The sequence below is a fragment of the Pedobacter folensis genome (assembly GCF_056490665.1).
Genome location: NZ_JBWJIF010000001.1, coordinates 1010214 through 1027771 on the forward strand (window position 1 = coordinate 1010214; position 17558 = coordinate 1027771).

At 39.0% G+C, this 17558-nt stretch carries 12 protein-coding genes; 5 read left to right on the plus strand and 7 right to left on the minus strand.

Annotated elements, in window-relative coordinates; translation table 11 throughout:
* Nucleotides 1-38: 38 nt before the first annotated feature.
* The 4 genes from AC04QZ_RS04080 to AC04QZ_RS04095 form a co-directional block, all read right to left on the minus strand.
* Nucleotides 39-1586, minus strand: coding sequence for a DUF5689 domain-containing protein (locus AC04QZ_RS04080; RefSeq protein ID WP_478356681.1), 1548 nt, complete (start codon nt 1584-1586; stop codon nt 39-41).
* A gap of 9 nt (nt 1587-1595) precedes the next feature.
* Nucleotides 1596-3176, minus strand: a complete 1581-nt coding sequence (locus AC04QZ_RS04085; RefSeq protein WP_478356682.1) for a SusD/RagB family nutrient-binding outer membrane lipoprotein — start codon at nt 3174-3176, stop codon at nt 1596-1598.
* Nucleotides 3177-3183: 7 nt separating this feature from the next.
* Nucleotides 3184-6360 carry a SusC/RagA family TonB-linked outer membrane protein gene (locus AC04QZ_RS04090; RefSeq protein WP_478356683.1) on the minus strand — a complete coding sequence of 1059 codons (3177 nt, stop codon included), beginning with the start codon at nt 6358-6360 and terminating at the stop codon, nt 3184-3186.
* 650 nt (nt 6361-7010) lie between these two features.
* The gene (locus tag AC04QZ_RS04095) at nt 7011-8231 is read right to left on the minus strand and encodes a sterol desaturase family protein (RefSeq protein ID WP_478356684.1); all 1221 of its coding nucleotides are present in this window, start codon (nt 8229-8231) and stop codon (nt 7011-7013) included.
* A gap of 164 nt (nt 8232-8395) precedes the next feature.
* On the opposite strand from AC04QZ_RS04095, the gene AC04QZ_RS04100 reads away from it, so the two are divergent.
* The 5 genes from AC04QZ_RS04100 (at nt 8396) to AC04QZ_RS04120 (ending at nt 13379) form a co-directional block, all read left to right on the plus strand.
* Nucleotides 8396-9154: an ROK family protein gene (locus AC04QZ_RS04100; RefSeq protein ID WP_086546502.1), complete on the plus strand. Its 759-nt coding sequence runs from the start codon at nt 8396-8398 to the stop codon at nt 9152-9154.
* An 86-nt stretch (nt 9155-9240) separates the two neighbouring features.
* Nucleotides 9241-10656, plus strand: a complete 1416-nt coding sequence (gndA, locus tag AC04QZ_RS04105) for an NADP-dependent phosphogluconate dehydrogenase (RefSeq protein WP_478356685.1) — start codon at nt 9241-9243, stop codon at nt 10654-10656.
* Between the two features lie 30 nt (nt 10657-10686).
* Nucleotides 10687-12201, plus strand: coding sequence for a glucose-6-phosphate dehydrogenase (gene zwf, locus AC04QZ_RS04110; RefSeq protein ID WP_086546504.1), 1515 nt, complete (start codon nt 10687-10689; stop codon nt 12199-12201).
* 94 nt (nt 12202-12295) lie between these two features.
* Complete coding sequence (gene pgl / locus AC04QZ_RS04115; protein WP_478356686.1) at nt 12296-13021, plus strand: 6-phosphogluconolactonase; 726 nt, start codon at nt 12296-12298, stop codon at nt 13019-13021.
* A 4-nt stretch (nt 13022-13025) separates the two neighbouring features.
* A complete protein-coding gene (locus AC04QZ_RS04120; protein ID WP_478356687.1) occupies nt 13026-13379 on the plus strand; it encodes a DUF5655 domain-containing protein in 354 nt (117 codons plus the stop codon).
* A 492-nt stretch (nt 13380-13871) separates the two neighbouring features.
* Here the strand turns inward: AC04QZ_RS04120 and AC04QZ_RS04125 are convergent, their stop codons facing one another.
* The 3 genes from AC04QZ_RS04125 to AC04QZ_RS04135 all read right to left on the minus strand — a co-directional run bounded on the left by AC04QZ_RS04125 (nt 13872) and on the right by AC04QZ_RS04135 (nt 17543).
* On the minus strand, nt 13872-14753 hold the full coding sequence (locus AC04QZ_RS04125) for a Ppx/GppA phosphatase family protein (RefSeq protein WP_478356688.1): 882 nt from the start codon (nt 14751-14753) through the stop codon (nt 13872-13874).
* Nucleotides 14753-16813 (minus strand): polyphosphate kinase 1, encoded by a 2061-nt coding sequence (gene ppk1 / locus AC04QZ_RS04130; RefSeq protein ID WP_478356689.1) that lies wholly within the window; start codon nt 16811-16813, stop codon nt 14753-14755. The genes AC04QZ_RS04125 and ppk1 overlap by 1 nt, the downstream gene beginning before the upstream one ends.
* A 100-nt stretch (nt 16814-16913) precedes the next feature.
* Complete coding sequence (locus tag AC04QZ_RS04135) at nt 16914-17543, minus strand: hypothetical protein (RefSeq protein ID WP_086546509.1); 630 nt, start codon at nt 17541-17543, stop codon at nt 16914-16916.
* Nucleotides 17544-17558: the final 15 nt, after the last annotated feature.

The following is a 17558-nucleotide window of genomic DNA, read 5'->3' on the forward strand; positions in this document are numbered from 1 at the left end:
ATATTAAGAAGGCCAGTTCTCGCTGGCCTTCTTATGGTTTACTTATCGATTAAGGTAGTAACGCCTCCTGTTTCAATTGCACTGAGTACTGAGGTATTGGTTAAGGGAACACTTATCATTGTTCTTACTGACTCCCATCCGCCTTTAGTGGCTTTGTAAACACCACCTAACCTTGCAAAACTTGTAGCTGTTGGAAAACCAGCAAAACGTTTAGAGATATCATTGGTACCTTTACCATAATACTCCTGTGGAACTTTCCCTGCATAAGTTGCGAATTTATCAGTAATGGTGATTCTTAATCCATACTCAGGTGGTCCGGCTGTATAAAAACTACCGTTTGCTCCTCCATAAAAAATTACGTCTAACGGAATAGTATTTGTGGTAACAGTTGTTCCTTCAAACAAAGCAATACCTGCAACGTTTCCGCTATTGGCCAGGAGATTATCTGTTTGCGCCCCAATTCCATCTGCCCCAACCGAACCAGTTTTCACAGAATAATCTACAGCAGCTACCCATTTTGAGGCATCTATAGCTGTTGACGCTGAACCATTGATGCGTCTGCCATTTCCACCAACATAGAAAAATTCACCTTTTTTTACTGTGCCTGAGGTAATATTAATTTTATAAGTCCTAACGCCTCCAGTAGCCCATCCTAATATTGGAAATGTAGCGGCCCCTGCATTGTTATTGGTAATGACAGAAAATGGTGTTACGGCAAAATTGATATCTTTTGTGGCCAAAAACTGAATGTATTCATAATTTATATCCGACCCGTTCGGATCAACGTGAAAACCAGAAATAATTGCCGGAGAAAGTTTAGGCATCGGAACGTAAAAAAAGTCTTCTGCCGTCCGCATCCGGTATTCAATCTTTTTTGAAGCTCCCGTTCCGGTAACGTATACTATACCTGTAAAATTACCTGATGGTTGTACGGCCGTGTTGGCAAAAGTGGCATTGGCACTGGTGCGCAACGTTGCCAAACCGAAACCATCATTGAGTATTTTATCGCCTGAATATACGACATCAGTCGCGGGCTCAGGATCATATACAGCGTTGTTAATGGCTACCAATGTACTCTCATACCGATCGGGGTTGGCTAGAATAGCGCTTGTATTTGCTGCCTGTAACTTGATGATTCTTCCAGAGGCAACCTTGGTTATGGCCGAACTGCTTAAACCAGTAATCTGTAAAATCCCATCAACCCTTTTTAGCACACCTCCATCCAGTTTGATATGTAATGAATCGCCCGGAACAAAATTTGAAGCCGCTGTTCCGATATTGAATGAAATTCCCCTTAGCGAATCTGCGGTACCGTTGATGCGGCTATTTTGCAGTGCAATTAATCCCGCAACCGAATTACCCGATCTGAAATCTGAAACCACTACACCCCTAATACTTGTAGCGCCTCCTATGGCATCAGCATTGAGCGACAGATCTGATCCTTTATAGTATCTTCTTAAATCAAAGTTGGAAATAAAACCACTTTCTGAAAATTTATAGCGATAGTCGTCATCCTTTTTGCAGCCTGTGTAAATAACGACAACAACTGCCAGCAAAAGAAAATATTTTAATTTATTTTTCATCATCAATAGTATTTAAGGTTTTTGCCACCACATTAATGTATTCACATCATCAGGTCCCTGTACGGCCAAAACATTTTTATAATTAGTTGGATTGGTTGACTGTGCAAGTATTGGATAGTATAAACGAACTGGCATTTTTCCACCGTTTAATAAACTCGATCCTTTTGGAAGTAACGGGTGACCAGTTCTTCTGTACTCGAACCATTGCTGAAAGTCGACTAAAAACAAGGCATAATATTTCTGTAAGTGAATTTGTTCTAATTTACTGTCAGAACCCACTGTTTTATTGTCTAATGGCAGTGCATCATTCCAGTTAAAATCACCTTTCAAAGCGTAAGCCCTTATTGCTGCATCGTTACCATTTGCATATAAAGCTGGCATCCAGTAATTAATTCCGTCTGCTATACCTTTGTAATAATAGTTTTCACCGGTACCGTTGATCCAACCTCTTGCCGCCGCTTCTGCTAAAATAAAATCAACTTCCGCCACATTCATCATCACACCTGTTGAAGCATCGGTTTGCAAACTTGTCGGATTACCGGATTGTGCATCAGAATAAAAATAAGCCTGTTTTGCTGGCGCTCCGCTACCTATCGGGTAAGCACTTGGCACACCTACATAACCCGCTGGACCTGCAGCAATGCTCCATCTGTTTACTCCATTTTTGCCTAATGTGGGATCTATTCTTGGGTCTCCCCAGGTAGTTAGGTTATTGATAAAAAAGTCGACAATGGCAGATGCCCTGAAATCGGCCGGCCTAACACTAACCATAAATGGCGACGAATAAACAGCTGTACTGCTATTTGTACCGTTCCAAAGAATTTTAGCTGTATGGCTATTATCAGTCATGATTGGATACTTGGCGGGATTCATATCTACGATTTCTTTAATTTTAGCTATGGCTTGTGCACTTGCTTCTGCCTTGCCTGAGATACGCAGCAATAACCTTAAATACAATGAATTACCAAATCTGCGCCATTTACTAATATCTCCATTGTAAACCGGATCGCTGATGGCTTCAATCTTCTGACCTGCCATAAGAAGTGTATTTGCTTCTTCCAGTTTATTTAGCAACGACGTGTAAATATCTTTTTGTTTATCGAATGCCGGCTCCAATACACCAAACTTACCCTGGTTTGCTTCTGTATAAGGCACATCTCCATAGGTATCCGTAAGCAATTGCATCGTCCAGGCCTCTGCAATTCTGGAAATCCCCTGGTAGGAAGTATTAATTGCATTGGGTTTGCTGGCGATGGTGTTGATGTCTTTTATATTTGTCAATTCAGAATACCATGAATTCCACATCGCATCAGACAGTTGCCTTCTGATATCATACCTGTAAATTCTACCTTCCAACACCTCATCCAGGGTAGAAACTGTAACCTGCATGAGCTCATTGTTAATGGTTCTGTTACGAATTAAGTTTGCACCCAATACGTTTGTTAAAGTAGGCGCCAGCAATTTATCTGCTGTAACTTCTGGTACACCTATTGGATCTGTATTAATTTTATCGAAATCTTTCTTGCAGGAGAAAAATGAAGTCCCCATCACCAGTAAGAAAGCATAACCTGTACTATATTTAATCTTTTTCATTTTCTTATTAGTTTATACCCACTACTAAACGTGCACCAAAAGTTCTGGTTGACGGCAGTTGCCCTACTTCAAAACCCGTTACGATATCGCTGCCTGATAATGTACCAAATTCCGGATCGAAGGCAGGCCACGGCGACCAGGTATACAGGTTACGACCATATACACCTATGGTGATCCGGCTCAGTCCTAAACTTGAAACCAGCCTTTTCGAGAAGGAGTAATTAATGTTTGCTTCTCTAAATTTCAGGTAATCTGTTCTGAAAGTACTTCCTTCCGCATTGGTAGAACCGTACATCGCTTCATAAAATGCACCAACATCAGTGGCAACCGTGGTATTAGGGCTGTAAGTAACCCCGTCAGGGTTTAACATTACACCCTCTCCAATTAAACCACCATATCTGCCTGGCAGTGTTAATTTTAATTTACCAAGGCCTGCCATCCTCGCAAATGTCAACGAGTGAGCTACAGCGCCAAGTTGTGCATCAAATAATACGTTAGCTGCAAATCCTTTATAGGTTATACCCGTACCAAAACTAAATCTAAATTTAGGCATGGTATTTCCGAGGTACTTTAACTGCGTTTGATCTGGAATGGCTTTACCGGTATTATCGAATATAACCTGACCGTCAGGTGAGCGCTTCAAACCAAAACCATATATATCGCCCAGGCTACCTCCAACATTTGCTACAATTTGGGTACCACCAAGTGGACCTGTACGCAATATTACGGAGCTATCGGCAAGCTCTTTAATGGTATTTCTGTTTGCTGAAAACGTTCCGTTAACAGTCCACTTAAATGATCTGCTCTGTAAAGGCGTGGCATTCACCGACATCTCCAAACCTTTGTTATCTACACGTCCGGCATTAAATACCGCAATTGAATAACCGGTAGCCCTATCAATCGAACGGCTTAATATCTGATTTTTTGTATTTCCGCTATATGCGGCAAAATCAAAATTTAATCTGCTTTTAAATAATTTCAATTCTGCACCTACCTCAATGGTGGTTGTAGATAGTGGTTTTAAGTTATTATTTGGAAGTATAGTGGGGTTTGTCATGGCTTCTCCCGGGTAAATTCCATTTGCAGCCAGCGTATAGTTATAAGCGGTGCGGTATGGTGTTGTTCCGCCGCTACCCACCTGAGCAATTGATCCGCGTAGCTTGAAATAGCTGATTTGTGAAGGCATTTGCCAAACATCTGATGCAATAAAAGATAAACTTGCAGATGGATAGAAAAAACCAACATTATCCGTACGAAGTGGAGAAGCCAGGGTACTGTTCCAATCCTGTCTCCCGGTGAAATCTAAGAACAAATAATTTTTTAGCGAGAGCGACAGGGTACCGTATAAACTGTTAATATTATATCGGGCGGTATCAGGAACCGAAATCAGCGGGTTTTGATTGTTTTCCAAGCTATAATTTCCCGGGACAACCAATCCGTCTGCACGTAGTTCTGATTTGTAGTAACGATTTCTTAATTGGCTACCGCCTACCGATGCTGAAAGTTTCAAATCTTTGGTAAGATCCTTGTTGTATCTTAATAAAAAGTCGGCGTTAGCTTCATACGAGTTGATATCCTGAACGCGGTAAGATCCCTGAGCAAATTTAGCGCCTGCAGCATCCCATGGACGTTTGGTTTCGCGGATATCATGGTTAAAATCGATAGATGAGCGTACCAGTAAGGTTAAATCATTGGTAAACTTATAAGTAGCCTGTATATTTCCCAGAATACCATTTCTTCTCTGTCCGTTTAAATATTGTTCAGAAATTGCATAAGGGCCCTCCGGAAAACTTGAAGTTAAGTCGATAAATTTTCGTTGCTCTTGTCCGGCTACCCAATAGTTTTTAAACCAATCCAGATTCATATTGGGGTGTGCAAACATAAACCAATACATTAATGACTGATTTCCGTAACCAGTTGCGGGTAAGTTATCGCTGTTCCGGTTATTATAACTCGCTTTGAAAACAATGTTCAGCTTTTTAGTTATGTTGCTATTTCCCGACAGCGCAACTGAGGTACGTTCTAAATTTGTATTAGGAACAATCCAGTCGTTGCTGCCATGGCTTGCAGTAAAGCGTAAACCTACTTTTCCGGCATTTCCATCTAAGCTCACAGAATTTGTAGTTTCAACCCCCGTTTTAAAAAATGCATCTAAAGCATTTGGGTAAGCCACCCATGGTGTACGCGTTGTTCCCCCTTTTTGTGTAGTGGGATCGTATTGAAAAAACATGCTGGTGCCATCAAACCTCGGACCGTACGTTGAACTGGTAGCATGAGTATCTGCACCATCTGCACTTGCTCCAAAGCTGTAATAACTCGCACCACTTACACCTGCACCATATTCTTGCTGAATATCCGGTCCTCTGTTAATTTGTTCGAAAGCCGTATTAGAAGTGAAAGTAATATTAAACTTTTTCTTACTGCTACCGGCAGATTTAGTGGTAATTACAATAGCGCCATTTGCACCTCTCTGACCATAAAGAGCAGATGCTGCAGGGCCTTTTAATACCGTAACATTTTCTATGTCATCAGGACTCAGATCGCTAAGCGCACTACCAAAATCTGTTGGCAAAATATCTCCTGATGTACCATAAACACCTCCACCGGTTCCGGCAGTACGTTTTGCACTACTACTTGCTACTACACCATCAATCACAATAAGTGCCTCGTTATCCCCGGTAAGATTGTTTTCACCTCTTAAAATAATTTTGTTAGAACCAGCGGGGCCACTGTTTCTAACAAGATTTAATCCGGCAACCTTACCAGATAATGCGTCTGTCCAATTGCTTGATATTGCGTCGGTGAGTTGTGCGCCATCAACTTTAGTAACTGAATAACCTAATGATTTTTCTTCTCTTTTAATACCTAAAGCAGTAACCACCACATCGTTTAACTGGCTGTTAGATGAGCTAAGCCTTACAATCACATTGCTTTCGTTATTATTAAATGTTCTGCTTAGGCTTGTATAACCAACCATATTATATAAAACGGTTGTTCCTTTAGCAATAGTGATGCTGTAATTCCCCTTCTCATTCGTTACGCCTAAAAACTTTTTATTTTTATCCGTTATAGTGGTCCCGATTAATATTTGTCCATCCTGGTCATCCAGCACGGTACCTTTAATTACAATATTCTGTGCCGGAGTTTGCGCAAAACTTTTATTAATACAAATCAGTTGCATCATAATTGCACATATCAAAAGGCTAAAGCGTTTTAGTTTACCCCTAAAAAAAGTGCAGTTTTGCTTTTGATGATTATCGGGACTGGTTTGCTTTACATGCAGAAAGCACTGGTGCCACGAAATCTGTTGAGTAAAATTTTTGATCATAATTATTATAGTATATCCGGTTAGTAATAGGGTTCATGTGTTTGATTTATTTTGTCCGGATTTGCGGGCAAAGTAAGCCTGTTCATGTTAAAAATATATTAAGCAAGCATTAACGTATTGAAAAGCAAGCCTGTTAGGTTGCGATTTATTTAGTTTAACTTACTATATATTTCGTTAATTAAAATTAACAAAACAAATCGAAACTAAAAACAATAAAACAAATCACCAAGAAATATTTTTTAATTGAATGTTTAAACAGACAGAAATATCGATGACTGCAAATAGAATGGAATATTTGAAATATATACGAACCCAGCAAATAATGGCTTATTTGCTCAACAGAGGAGATAAAAGAATTTATTGAGTAACGGAATGATCAGTGTCAACGCGTCACGTAATAATTTTATTACAAGCCCGGGTATTCACAAAATGAATAGAGCAACAAAACGAAACATCATCTTGTAACATTTGTATATCAATCAAAACCGAAAGATAAAGAAACATGATTAACCTGCCTTTACGTACTCAAATACATGCTTCATGTAAAGTTTACGTAAAGAGAATGTCCGTTCCAGTGCAATCAAAACAATAACCGGGAATATTAAAAACGGTACCAGGTTAAAAGTGTAGGAAAAGAAGGCAAAAATCAAAATCAGCCTGAAGCACTCCAAATAATAAATCCATCTTCTTTGCTCTAAAAGAGCACCTATATTGATTAAGGTAACCAGGATAAACACAAGTATTGCACCTTTATTGAATAATGTTAAAGCACTATAAAATAAAGTAGCACCCGTAAGCATGGCAACGACCAGGATCAATTGTATATTTAAATAGGTTTTAAACTTCGGTTTCGCAAGATCCTGTTTTTTATGCTGAAAGTACCGTTCTTCTAAAATCGGACGAATGTTCTGGTCCATCAAGGCAGGACTCCCGAAAACTGCATTCCACTTGGCCTTGAATCCATTTGCACGTCTGTATGCCTCTCCTATTTCTAAATAGTAGTGAAAATGCTGCCACAGGAAACTATAACTTTTAATAGGATGTGTTAAACCATATTTTGGCGCCTCTTCTTCGGCCTGGAAAGTACCAAATAATTTATCCCAGAAAACAAAAACGTCACCGTAGTTTTTGTCCAGGTATTTTTCGTCAGAGGCGTGGTGGACACCATGTAAGGAAGGCGTAATCAATATATTTTCCAACCAGCCCAGTTTGCCGATTAATTGCGTATGTGTAAAAAATGAATAGGCTCCATGCGCTAAAAGTATGGTAATAATCATATTGGGATGAAAACCAATTAAGGGCAATATACACCAAAACACATTGCGGAAAATGGCTTGAATGGTCGTAATTCTTGCCGCCGCCGATAAATTAAATTCTTCACTCTGGTGATGCACAATGTGTGCAGCCCACAAAAAATTAATTTCGTGCCCCAGCCTGTGGTACCAGTACCAAACAAGATCGGTTGAGAGCAGCAGTAATATCCATACATACCACTTGGTAGAAATATCGAAAATTGAATAATGTATATATATCCAATCGTACACCTGATAAAAACTGGCGGCAATAAATAAATTCAGCAACCTTTCGGCAATCCCTACGCTAAAATTCGCAACTGTACTTTCGTATTTAAAAATTTTCGCCTTCTTTTGGTGCTGGGCGATCTTAAATTCAATAAATACAAAAATAAAAAATGCTGGAATAGCAAATGCAAGGTAGTTTACCGTCATAACAATTTAGATCTTTTTTAAGTTTAACGGAACAAACTTAAATATATTCTATTAAATACATAGATTTTATAGAATATATTATTACACCTAAATTACTTCGATCTTGATTTAATGTTTGTCATTTTAATTTATTTGTAGAACTTCGAAATTATAAATACACCCTTATGGCTACAAAGAAAAAAGCTGAAAACAACAATATATTATCGATCGATATTGGCGGTACGAGTATAAAAACGGTTCTTTTGGATGAAAGTGGAAATATGCTTACTGAATATTTAAAAAGCAAAACCCCGCCTGAGGCTACCCCGAAAGACATTGTTTCTGGTATTGTTGAATTGATTAAGCCCTTCCCCGATAGTTATAATCGTGTGTCGATCGGTTTTCCAGGTTACGTTAAAAACGGTATTGTTAAAACCGCGCCTAACTTGGCCAAAAATAAATGGACAGATATTGATCTCGCGCAGCGTGTGGCCAACGAGCTGGGTAAATCAGTGCGTTTGGTAAATGATGCTGACCAACAGGGCCTTGGTGTGGTTGAAGGCAAAGGCTTCGAAATTGTTTTCACTGTAGGTACAGGTTTCGGAACGGCTTTATTATTTGATGGAGAGTTATTGCCGCATCTGGAGCTTGCGCATTTCCCGATCAGCAAAGAAGAAGATTATGACGATTATATCGGAAACAAGGCTTTCGAAAAAATCGGCACCGAGCGCTGGAATAAAAGGCTTAAAAAATTAATCGAAATCTATAAAACGGTTTTCAATTACGATACCTTATATATTGGTGGCGGCAATTCGAAACAGATAGACTTTAAACTGGAAAGCAATATTAAAATTGTAACCAACAGAGATGGAATTAAAGGCGGTGCCAAACTCTGGAAACTGGCCGATAAGTACAACATCTTTACGGTTGAACCTAAAAAATAATTAACCATTATTACAATCTTTTAACAACAATAGCTGCAATATTAATTTGTAAACCCTAATTTTGGGTGCATTAGAAAAAATAAAAAATGGCAAATAACGATTCGAAAAAATATAAATTGGGAATGATCGGTTTAGGCACGATGGGCCGGAACTTATTATTAAACATGGCTGATAAAGGCTTCTCTGTAACAGGTTACGATAAAGACAGAAAAATGATCTCGAAACTTGAAGAAGAAGGCAAAAAACACAACTTAGAAGGATTTGACGATATTGAAAGCTTTATTTCCAGCTTACAAACACCACGTACGTTAATCTTATTAGTACCAGCCGGACCAATTGTAGATAGCGTTATTGCAGAATTAAAACCTCTTTTAAGTAAAGGCGACATTATTATCGATAGTGGAAACTCACATTTCACTGATACCAATCGCCGTGTTGACGAACTGGAAAAAGATGGTCTGCATTTCTTCGGAATGGGCATTTCTGGTGGCGAAGAAGGGGCACGTTTTGGTCCGAGTATGATGCCAGGTGGCGACAAACAAGCTTATAACGTGGTAAAAGATGTTTTTGATGCCGTTGCCGCTAAAGTTGGAACCGATCCTTGCGTAACTTACATTGGCCCTGGTGCTTCTGGTCACTTTGTTAAAATGGTGCACAATGGAATCGAATATGCCATTATGGAGCTTATTGCTGAGGTATACGGAATCCTTAAAAATGGTTTAGGTTATTCTAACAACGAAATATATCAGGTATTTAAAAAATGGAACGAAGGCAGACTGCAATCATTCTTATTGGAAATTACTGCCGAAATCTTCCTTTTTAAAGATACCGAAACACAAAACGATCTTTTAGATCAGATTAAAGATGAAGCACGCTCAAAAGGAACCGGAAAATGGACTTCAGAAGTTTCAATGGAACTGCAGTTACCGGTACCCACCATTAACGAAGCTGTTTCTAACCGCGATTTATCTAAATTCAAAAAACTAAGGGTTTCTTTAGAAGAAGCATTTGGCAAAAAAGATACTAAAATAGCGGTGACTGTTGATGAACTGGAAGATGCATTTTACTTCTCTATGATCAGTGCTTATGCACAGGGTATGCATTTACTCGTTCAGGCATCAAAAGAATATCAATACGACTTGCAATTACAGGAAATTGCCAAAATCTGGCGTGGAGGCTGTATCATCAGGGCTAAATTCTTAGAAGATATTTATCAGGCTTACGATAAAAACAATGCGTTGGAGCATTTATTCGGTGATGCAGGCATCCAGAACATCATCAAAGGTACTTTGCCGGGCACACGCAAAACAATCAGTGCGTGTATTAATTCAGGACTGGGTATTCCGGCATTTGCTTCTACCCTAACCTATTTCGATACCATTACAACGGCCCGCATGCCTTCAAATTTAATCCAGGCACAAAGAGATTTCTTTGGTGCACACACTTTCGAACGTATTGATAAAGATGGTGTTTTTCATGCTGACTGGAATAAATTATCATAAACTATTTAGACTTACGAACAAGAACATAAAATGAAAACCAAAACCGCATTAAACCCTACCATTTTTGTAATATTTGGTGGAACAGGTGATTTAAATAAAAGAAAATTAGCACCTGCCCTATATAATTTATTTATGGAGGGTTACATGCCTGATAAGTTTGCTATTATTGGTACAGGAAGAACTGAATTTACTGATGATAGTTACAAAACGGCTTTAGAAGAGGCTGTGAACGAGTTTTCGCGAAGCGGAAAAGTAAAAAAAGATAAATGGGACGATTTCGGAAATACCATCCATTATTGCCCTACCGATTTTGCCCAGCCAAAAACTTTCGAAAATCTTAAAGCAGCTGTCGATAAATATCAAAAAGAATACGGCGCAGGTACACAGGTAATTTTCTACCTGGCTGTTGCCCCTAACTTCTTCCCGATTATTGCGGAATGTTTACAAAAATATAAACTTACGCAAGATGAAGACAATAGCCGCATCGTTATTGAGAAACCTTTTGGTCATGATTTAGAATCGGCAAAAGAACTCAATGCATTATTAAGTACCATTTTTACTGAAAAACAGATCTATCGTATCGACCATTACTTAGGTAAAGAAACCGTACAAAACATGATGGCTTTCCGTTTTGCCAATGCATTGTTCGAGCCGTTATGGAACAGGTCTTATATCGATCACGTTCAGATTTCAGTAACCGAACAGTTAGGTGTAGGCGATCGTGGAGGTTACTATGAAGGTTCTGGTGCTTTGAGAGATATGATCCAGAATCACCTGTTACAATTGCTTTGTCTGGTTGGAATGGAAGCACCAATTAATTTTGATGCCGATGAAATCAGGAACCGTAAGGTGGAGGTTTTAAGAGCGATGCGTCCTTTTTCTGCTGAAGATATCCGTTTTCATACGGTTCGCGGCCAATACAGCAAAGGCTGGGTTGAAGGCAAGGAAGTTCCGGGATACCGTCAGGAAAAAGGTGTTGATGCACATTCCAATACCGAAACTTTTGCGGCAGTTAAATTCCATATCGATAACTGGAGATGGCAGGGAATTCCTTTCTACTTGAGAACAGGAAAACGCCTGAACCAGACATCATCTTTAATTACCATTCAGTTTAGAGATGTTCCACATCAGATTTTCTCATCTGGTGTAACCGAAAACTGGCAGCAAAACAGGTTGGTGATCAGCATACAGCCGGAAATGAGTATCCGCATGCAGGTACAGGCTAAAAGACCTGGATTAGACATGGTATTAAACCCTGTTGATATGATTTTCGATTATAAAGGAACTTACGAAGGTGATACCCCGGAAGCTTACGAAACCTTATTATTGGATGCGATGATGGGCGATCAAACCTTGTTTATGCGCGGCGATCAGGTAGAAGCGGCATGGGAACTGGTGATGCCAATTTTAAATACCTGGGAAAGCAAAAAATCAATCAATTTCCCTAATTACCCTGCCGATAGCTGGGGACCAGAAGAAGCTGAAGCACTTATCGCAAGAGATGGTTTCCACTGGTTTAACCTGCCGTTGAAGAATAAGGAATAATTTTTACCCGGTCGTCACCCTGAATTTAGTTCAGGGTCTTATTGAGATAGATGCTGAAATAAATTCAGCATGACGGCCCTTATTAGTTATAAAAATGAATCTACTCATATACAAAACATTAGAAGAATTAAACCAGGATCTGGCAGATTATGTAATCAAAATTGCAGAAATGTCTATCGAAGAAAACGACCGTTTCAATTTCGTACTTACCGGCGGCAGTTCTCCTAAAGCACTTTACCATTTTCTGGCTACCGAAGGGCAGCACAGAATTGATTGGGAAAAAGTATACTTCTTCTTTGGCGATGAGCGTAATGTTCCGGCCAATGATGATAACTACAACGGATTAATGGCCAAGAAAACCATTTTAGATCCGCTGGGCATTAAAGAAGACCATATTTTTTATGTTGATACCACTTTGGCTCCTGAAAAAGCGGCTATTGAATATAAAAAAGCAATCGACAAACATTTTAATGGCGAAGACATTGTTTTCGATCTGATCCTTTTGGGTATGGGTGATGATGCGCACACCGCTTCGATTTTTCCGCATACGACCTTGGTTAAAGATGAAGAAGTAAACGTTGCAGCGGTATACGTAGAAAAATTAGATACTTATCGCATTAGCTTTACCGCACCATTAATTAACAAGGCAGATAATGTGGCTTTCCTGGTGTTTGGCGAAAATAAAGCCGAAGCCTTAAAACATGTTATCGGCGACGAGCAAAAAGATGTAGCCACTTACCCTTCTCAGTTAATTGATCCTATTGATGGAAAATTAACCTGGTTTACCGACGAGGCGGCCACAAAATTATTAGAAGACTAAAGTGATGATGTCTGAAGAAAAACATTTATCAGACTTTTTAAACGGAAAAACGGAATATACCTTAGGGTTATTCCGTTTTTTTATTGACCAATTGGGCGAATTTGGAGTGATAAAGCTCAGGCCTACCAAATCCATGATTGCGATCGAATCAAAAACGCAATTTGCTTATATTACACAATTGGGAAAGAACTTTATCCATGTGGTTATTCCCTTCGACCAACCATATGAAGACAATCTTTGCTTTACTAAAATTGCCCAGGTACCTGGAACTAATCAGTTCAACCACCATTTAAGGATTTTCTTTACAGAGGATATAAATGATGAAGTGAAAGCTTTTTTGAGGCTGGCTATGGAGTAACGGGTTTTTTAACCACAGCGTACACGGAGGAAGACGCAGAGATCGCAAAGTTTGGTACAACTATCCTATTACCATATCCGTCATTTCGACTGAAGCACAGCGAAATGGAGAAATCTATATAGATAAATTAAATTTTCCTTCACAAAAAATCATGAAACAAGCTATCATAAACTAGATGCGTCACCCTGAATTTATTTCAGGGTCTATAATGCATTGTGGTAATTTTCATGATTAAAAAGATCCTGAACCAAGTTCAGGATGACGATCCGTGCAAAAATTACCCTTAGGAGTGCTGTTGGATGTTTCCATCCGAAAGTTCAAAATAGAAATAAGGTTTAGTGTCAGATGTTTCCATCTGACACTATATATGGTCGTCATTGCGAGGAGGAACGACGAAGCAATCTTTCCTAATTTGCCAAAGTTTGCAACAAAGATTGCTTCGTCGGCTGAAAAGCCTTCTCGCAATGACGATTTCGTGAACGGAAATTGTCTTTAATCCAGTTTCTCTTCAATCAACAGCTTAATAATCCCATCAGCCATCCCCACTTTAGGTACATAAATCTGTTTTATACCGGTCCACTTCATTAAGGTTAAATAAATCTCGCAGGCCGGGATAATTACGTCTGCACGGTCGGGTTTTAAACCCAGCGTATTAATCCTTTCTTTCAATGAATAACTGGTTAATTTATTATACATCGAATTTAATTTCTGTAACGATAAAGGCGCATTTTCCTTCTCATCCGACATGCGGAATAACTTATTAATATTGCCACCTGTACCGATGCCAGCCAGATGTTTATAATCTTTGGTATGCTCTTTTACCCAATCTTTCATCTCTTCCCAGGTTTCTTCCTTATCCTGATTATCGAGCATCCTAATGGTACCGATATTGAAAGACCTTGAAGCTTCAGGAGCACCTTTTACAAAAACAGACAACTCGGTACTACCCCCACCCACATCAATATACAGGTAGTTTTTATTCTCATCTAACTCTTCTTCAATATGGTTAGCATAAATAATATTCGCTTCCCGTTGTCCTTCAATAATCTCTAACGTAACGTCCGCTTCCTTTTTAATCAGTTTGACAATATCTTCTCCATTACGGGCCTCGCGCATTGCAGAGGTTGCACAAGCCAAATATTCAGAAACATGATAAACATCCATCAGATTCTTAAAAGCAGTCATGGTTTTGATCAGATCAGCAGATTTTTTCTCCGAGATATACTGATCTAAGAATGCATCATCTCCCAATCGGAGTGGCACACGTATAAGGGTGTTCTTTTTGTATTTATATTTTCCGTCTTGTTTGCTAATATCAGCAATGAGTAACCTCACCGCATTCGAACCGATATCTATAGCTGCGTATCTTAACATTATGATTGATGCTTGGTTTTTAAATAGTTATAAATATCTACTTGCGCCCTTATTTTTTTACTTAATCTGTTTTTGTGATATTTATTATTGTTTAAGGCATTAATTTGCCTCGATTTGGTATTATCCTGCAACTGCAGATCGATAATATCCTGTATCTCCTGTTTAACATCATGATCAAGCACCGGAAAACCTACTTCAACACGGTGCTCGAAATTCCGGCTCATTAAATCGGCAGAAGACAAATACATATCGTTTTTACCGTTATTACCGAAAATATAAACCCTGGCATGCTCCAAAAACTTATCAATAATGCTAATGGCAGTAATATTTTCACTAAAGCCCTTTACGCCAGGCACCAGACAGCAAATTCCGCGGATAATCAGCTGGATTTTAACCCCGGCATTACTCGCATCGTAAAGTTTGGCAATAATCCCTTCATCTGCTAAACTATTTACTTTCAACATAATGTAAGCGAGCTTACCTTGCTTGGCATTTCGGATTTCGCGGTTGATAAAATTGACCAGTTTCGATCGGCTCTCCAGTGGCGAAACAATCAGGTGTTTAAAACCCTTGGTTACGGTACGTTTGCTTAACGCATCAAAAAGTTTGACCAGATCGTTGGTGATCTCTTTCTTTGCCGTGAAAATACTATGGTCGCAGTATAAACCTGCAGTTTTCTCGTTAAAGTTCCCGGTTGCTAAGTTTGCATAGTACACCGGTTTATCCTTTTCGATCCGTTTAACCAAACAAATTTTAGAGTGTACCTTGTAATCAGTTAGACCGTAATTTACCTTAACACCTTCCTCCATTAAACGACTGGTCCAGTAAATATTGGCCTGCTCATCAAAACGGGCTTTAAGTTCCAGTAAAACGGAAACTGCCTTGCCATTTTTAGCAGCGTTGATTAAGGCATTGATTACTTTCGAATTTTCTGCCAGCCGGTATAAGGTTATCTGTATTTCAGTTACTTTCGGATCAATTGCTGCCTCACGCAAAAACAAGATAATATAATCGTACGATTGATAGGGTAAATTCACCAAATAATCGCGCTGGGCGACTCTATTGAACATACTCTGGGTTCTGTGCAAATCGTGTACTTTCAATGGCACATTCGGCGCATACTCCAGTTCCTTTTTACCCACGTTAGGGAAGGCAATAAAATCGCCAAACTTATGGTAACGGTTACCCGGAATTAAACTTTCAGCCTCGAGCTTAAGCTTATTCACCAGCACAGTAAGCATGTTTAATGGCATGGCCGAATCGTAAAGCAAACGCATGGGTTTTCCTTTTTTGCGTTTTTCTAAACTGCTTTTTAAATCCTCGATAAATTTATCATTGATATTTTTATCGATATCCAATTCGGCATCCCGTGTTAACTGGATTGAATAGGCCTCTAAATTATCGTAGGTAAAAACATAAAATATATCGTCTAAACAATACCTGATGATATCTTCGGCAAGAATAATAAATTTTAGGTCGTTTGTTTCCGGCAGTACCAAAAACCGTGGCAAATTTGGAGGAATTTCAATGAGCGCGTATTTCTCTTTAACTTTTGTGTCTTTTTTCGAAAGTTTAACAAAAAAATAAAGATACCGGTCTTTCAGCTCTGGAAAAGGCTTATCCATATCCAGCATAATGGGAACCAGATTAGATAAAATCTTATCCCTGAAATGATTTTTAACAAACTCGCCCCTGCTTACATTCAGTTGGGTATCGTTTAAAATAAAAATCCTGTTCTGGGCAAGCTCGTTAATTAGCGTAGCCTGAAAAAGCTGATCGAATTTTCTTTCCTGTTTTACAACAATGTTTTTAATCTCGTTCAGAATTTTCTTTGGGTTAAATCCCAAAAGTGCTTTAGCCTTATCGTTCAGATTGGTTAACCGGGTCATAGTGGCTACCCGCACACGATAAAACTCCTCTAAATTTGAAGAAAATATAGATAGAAATTTAATCCGTTCAATCAGCGGAACTGTTTCGTCGGCAGCTTCTTGCAGTACACGTTCGTTAAAGTAAAGCCAACTGATTTCGCGGTTAAAAAATGGAATCTTTTTATTACTCATTTAAAAAAATAAAAAATCCCTGCCAAAACAGGGATGCTCAAAACTGCACATTAATTTGTTAAATCGATGTTAATTCATCTACACGTTAACGTTAACAAATTTATTTTTTAGTAGGTGTTTTTGTCTCTTTCTTAACTGCAGGTGTAGCTTTAGCAACCGTTTTTTTAACAACTGTTGCTGCTTTTGCAGGTGTAGCAGCCGGAGTTACCGCTTTTTTAACTGTTGCAGCGGCCTTTGCCGGAGCTTTAACCGCTGTACTTGTCGCTTTTTTAGCAACTGTTGTAGCCTCCTTTACCGCTTCTTTTGCTTTTGCTACCGGTTTTGCCAATACTTTCTCGGCTTTTTCTTCTGTTTCTATTGCCGCAACCTTAATGCTTTGTACTACTGGTTTAGCCTTTGCAACCGCTTTTTTAACCACTTTTTGAGCAGATTTTTCAGACTTACTTACCGCTTTGGCAACTGGTTTTTTTGCTGCTTTTGCTTTCTCTTTTGATGCATGTAACAAATCATCAATTTTCTGTCCCACATCAGCTTTTACGATGGTAAATTTTTTGGTTAATTTTTTAGCCACCCGTTTGCTGGCCTTACCCACCTCCGCGCTAATTTCCGATACATCATGACCTAAACTTTTAATCACATCTAAGAACTTATCCGTGATCGATTGCTCCAGTTGTTTTTTAGCTTCTTTCTTTGTGATCTTTTTTTGAGACTTCGGTTTAGTGGTTTTCATATTATTTTTCGTTTT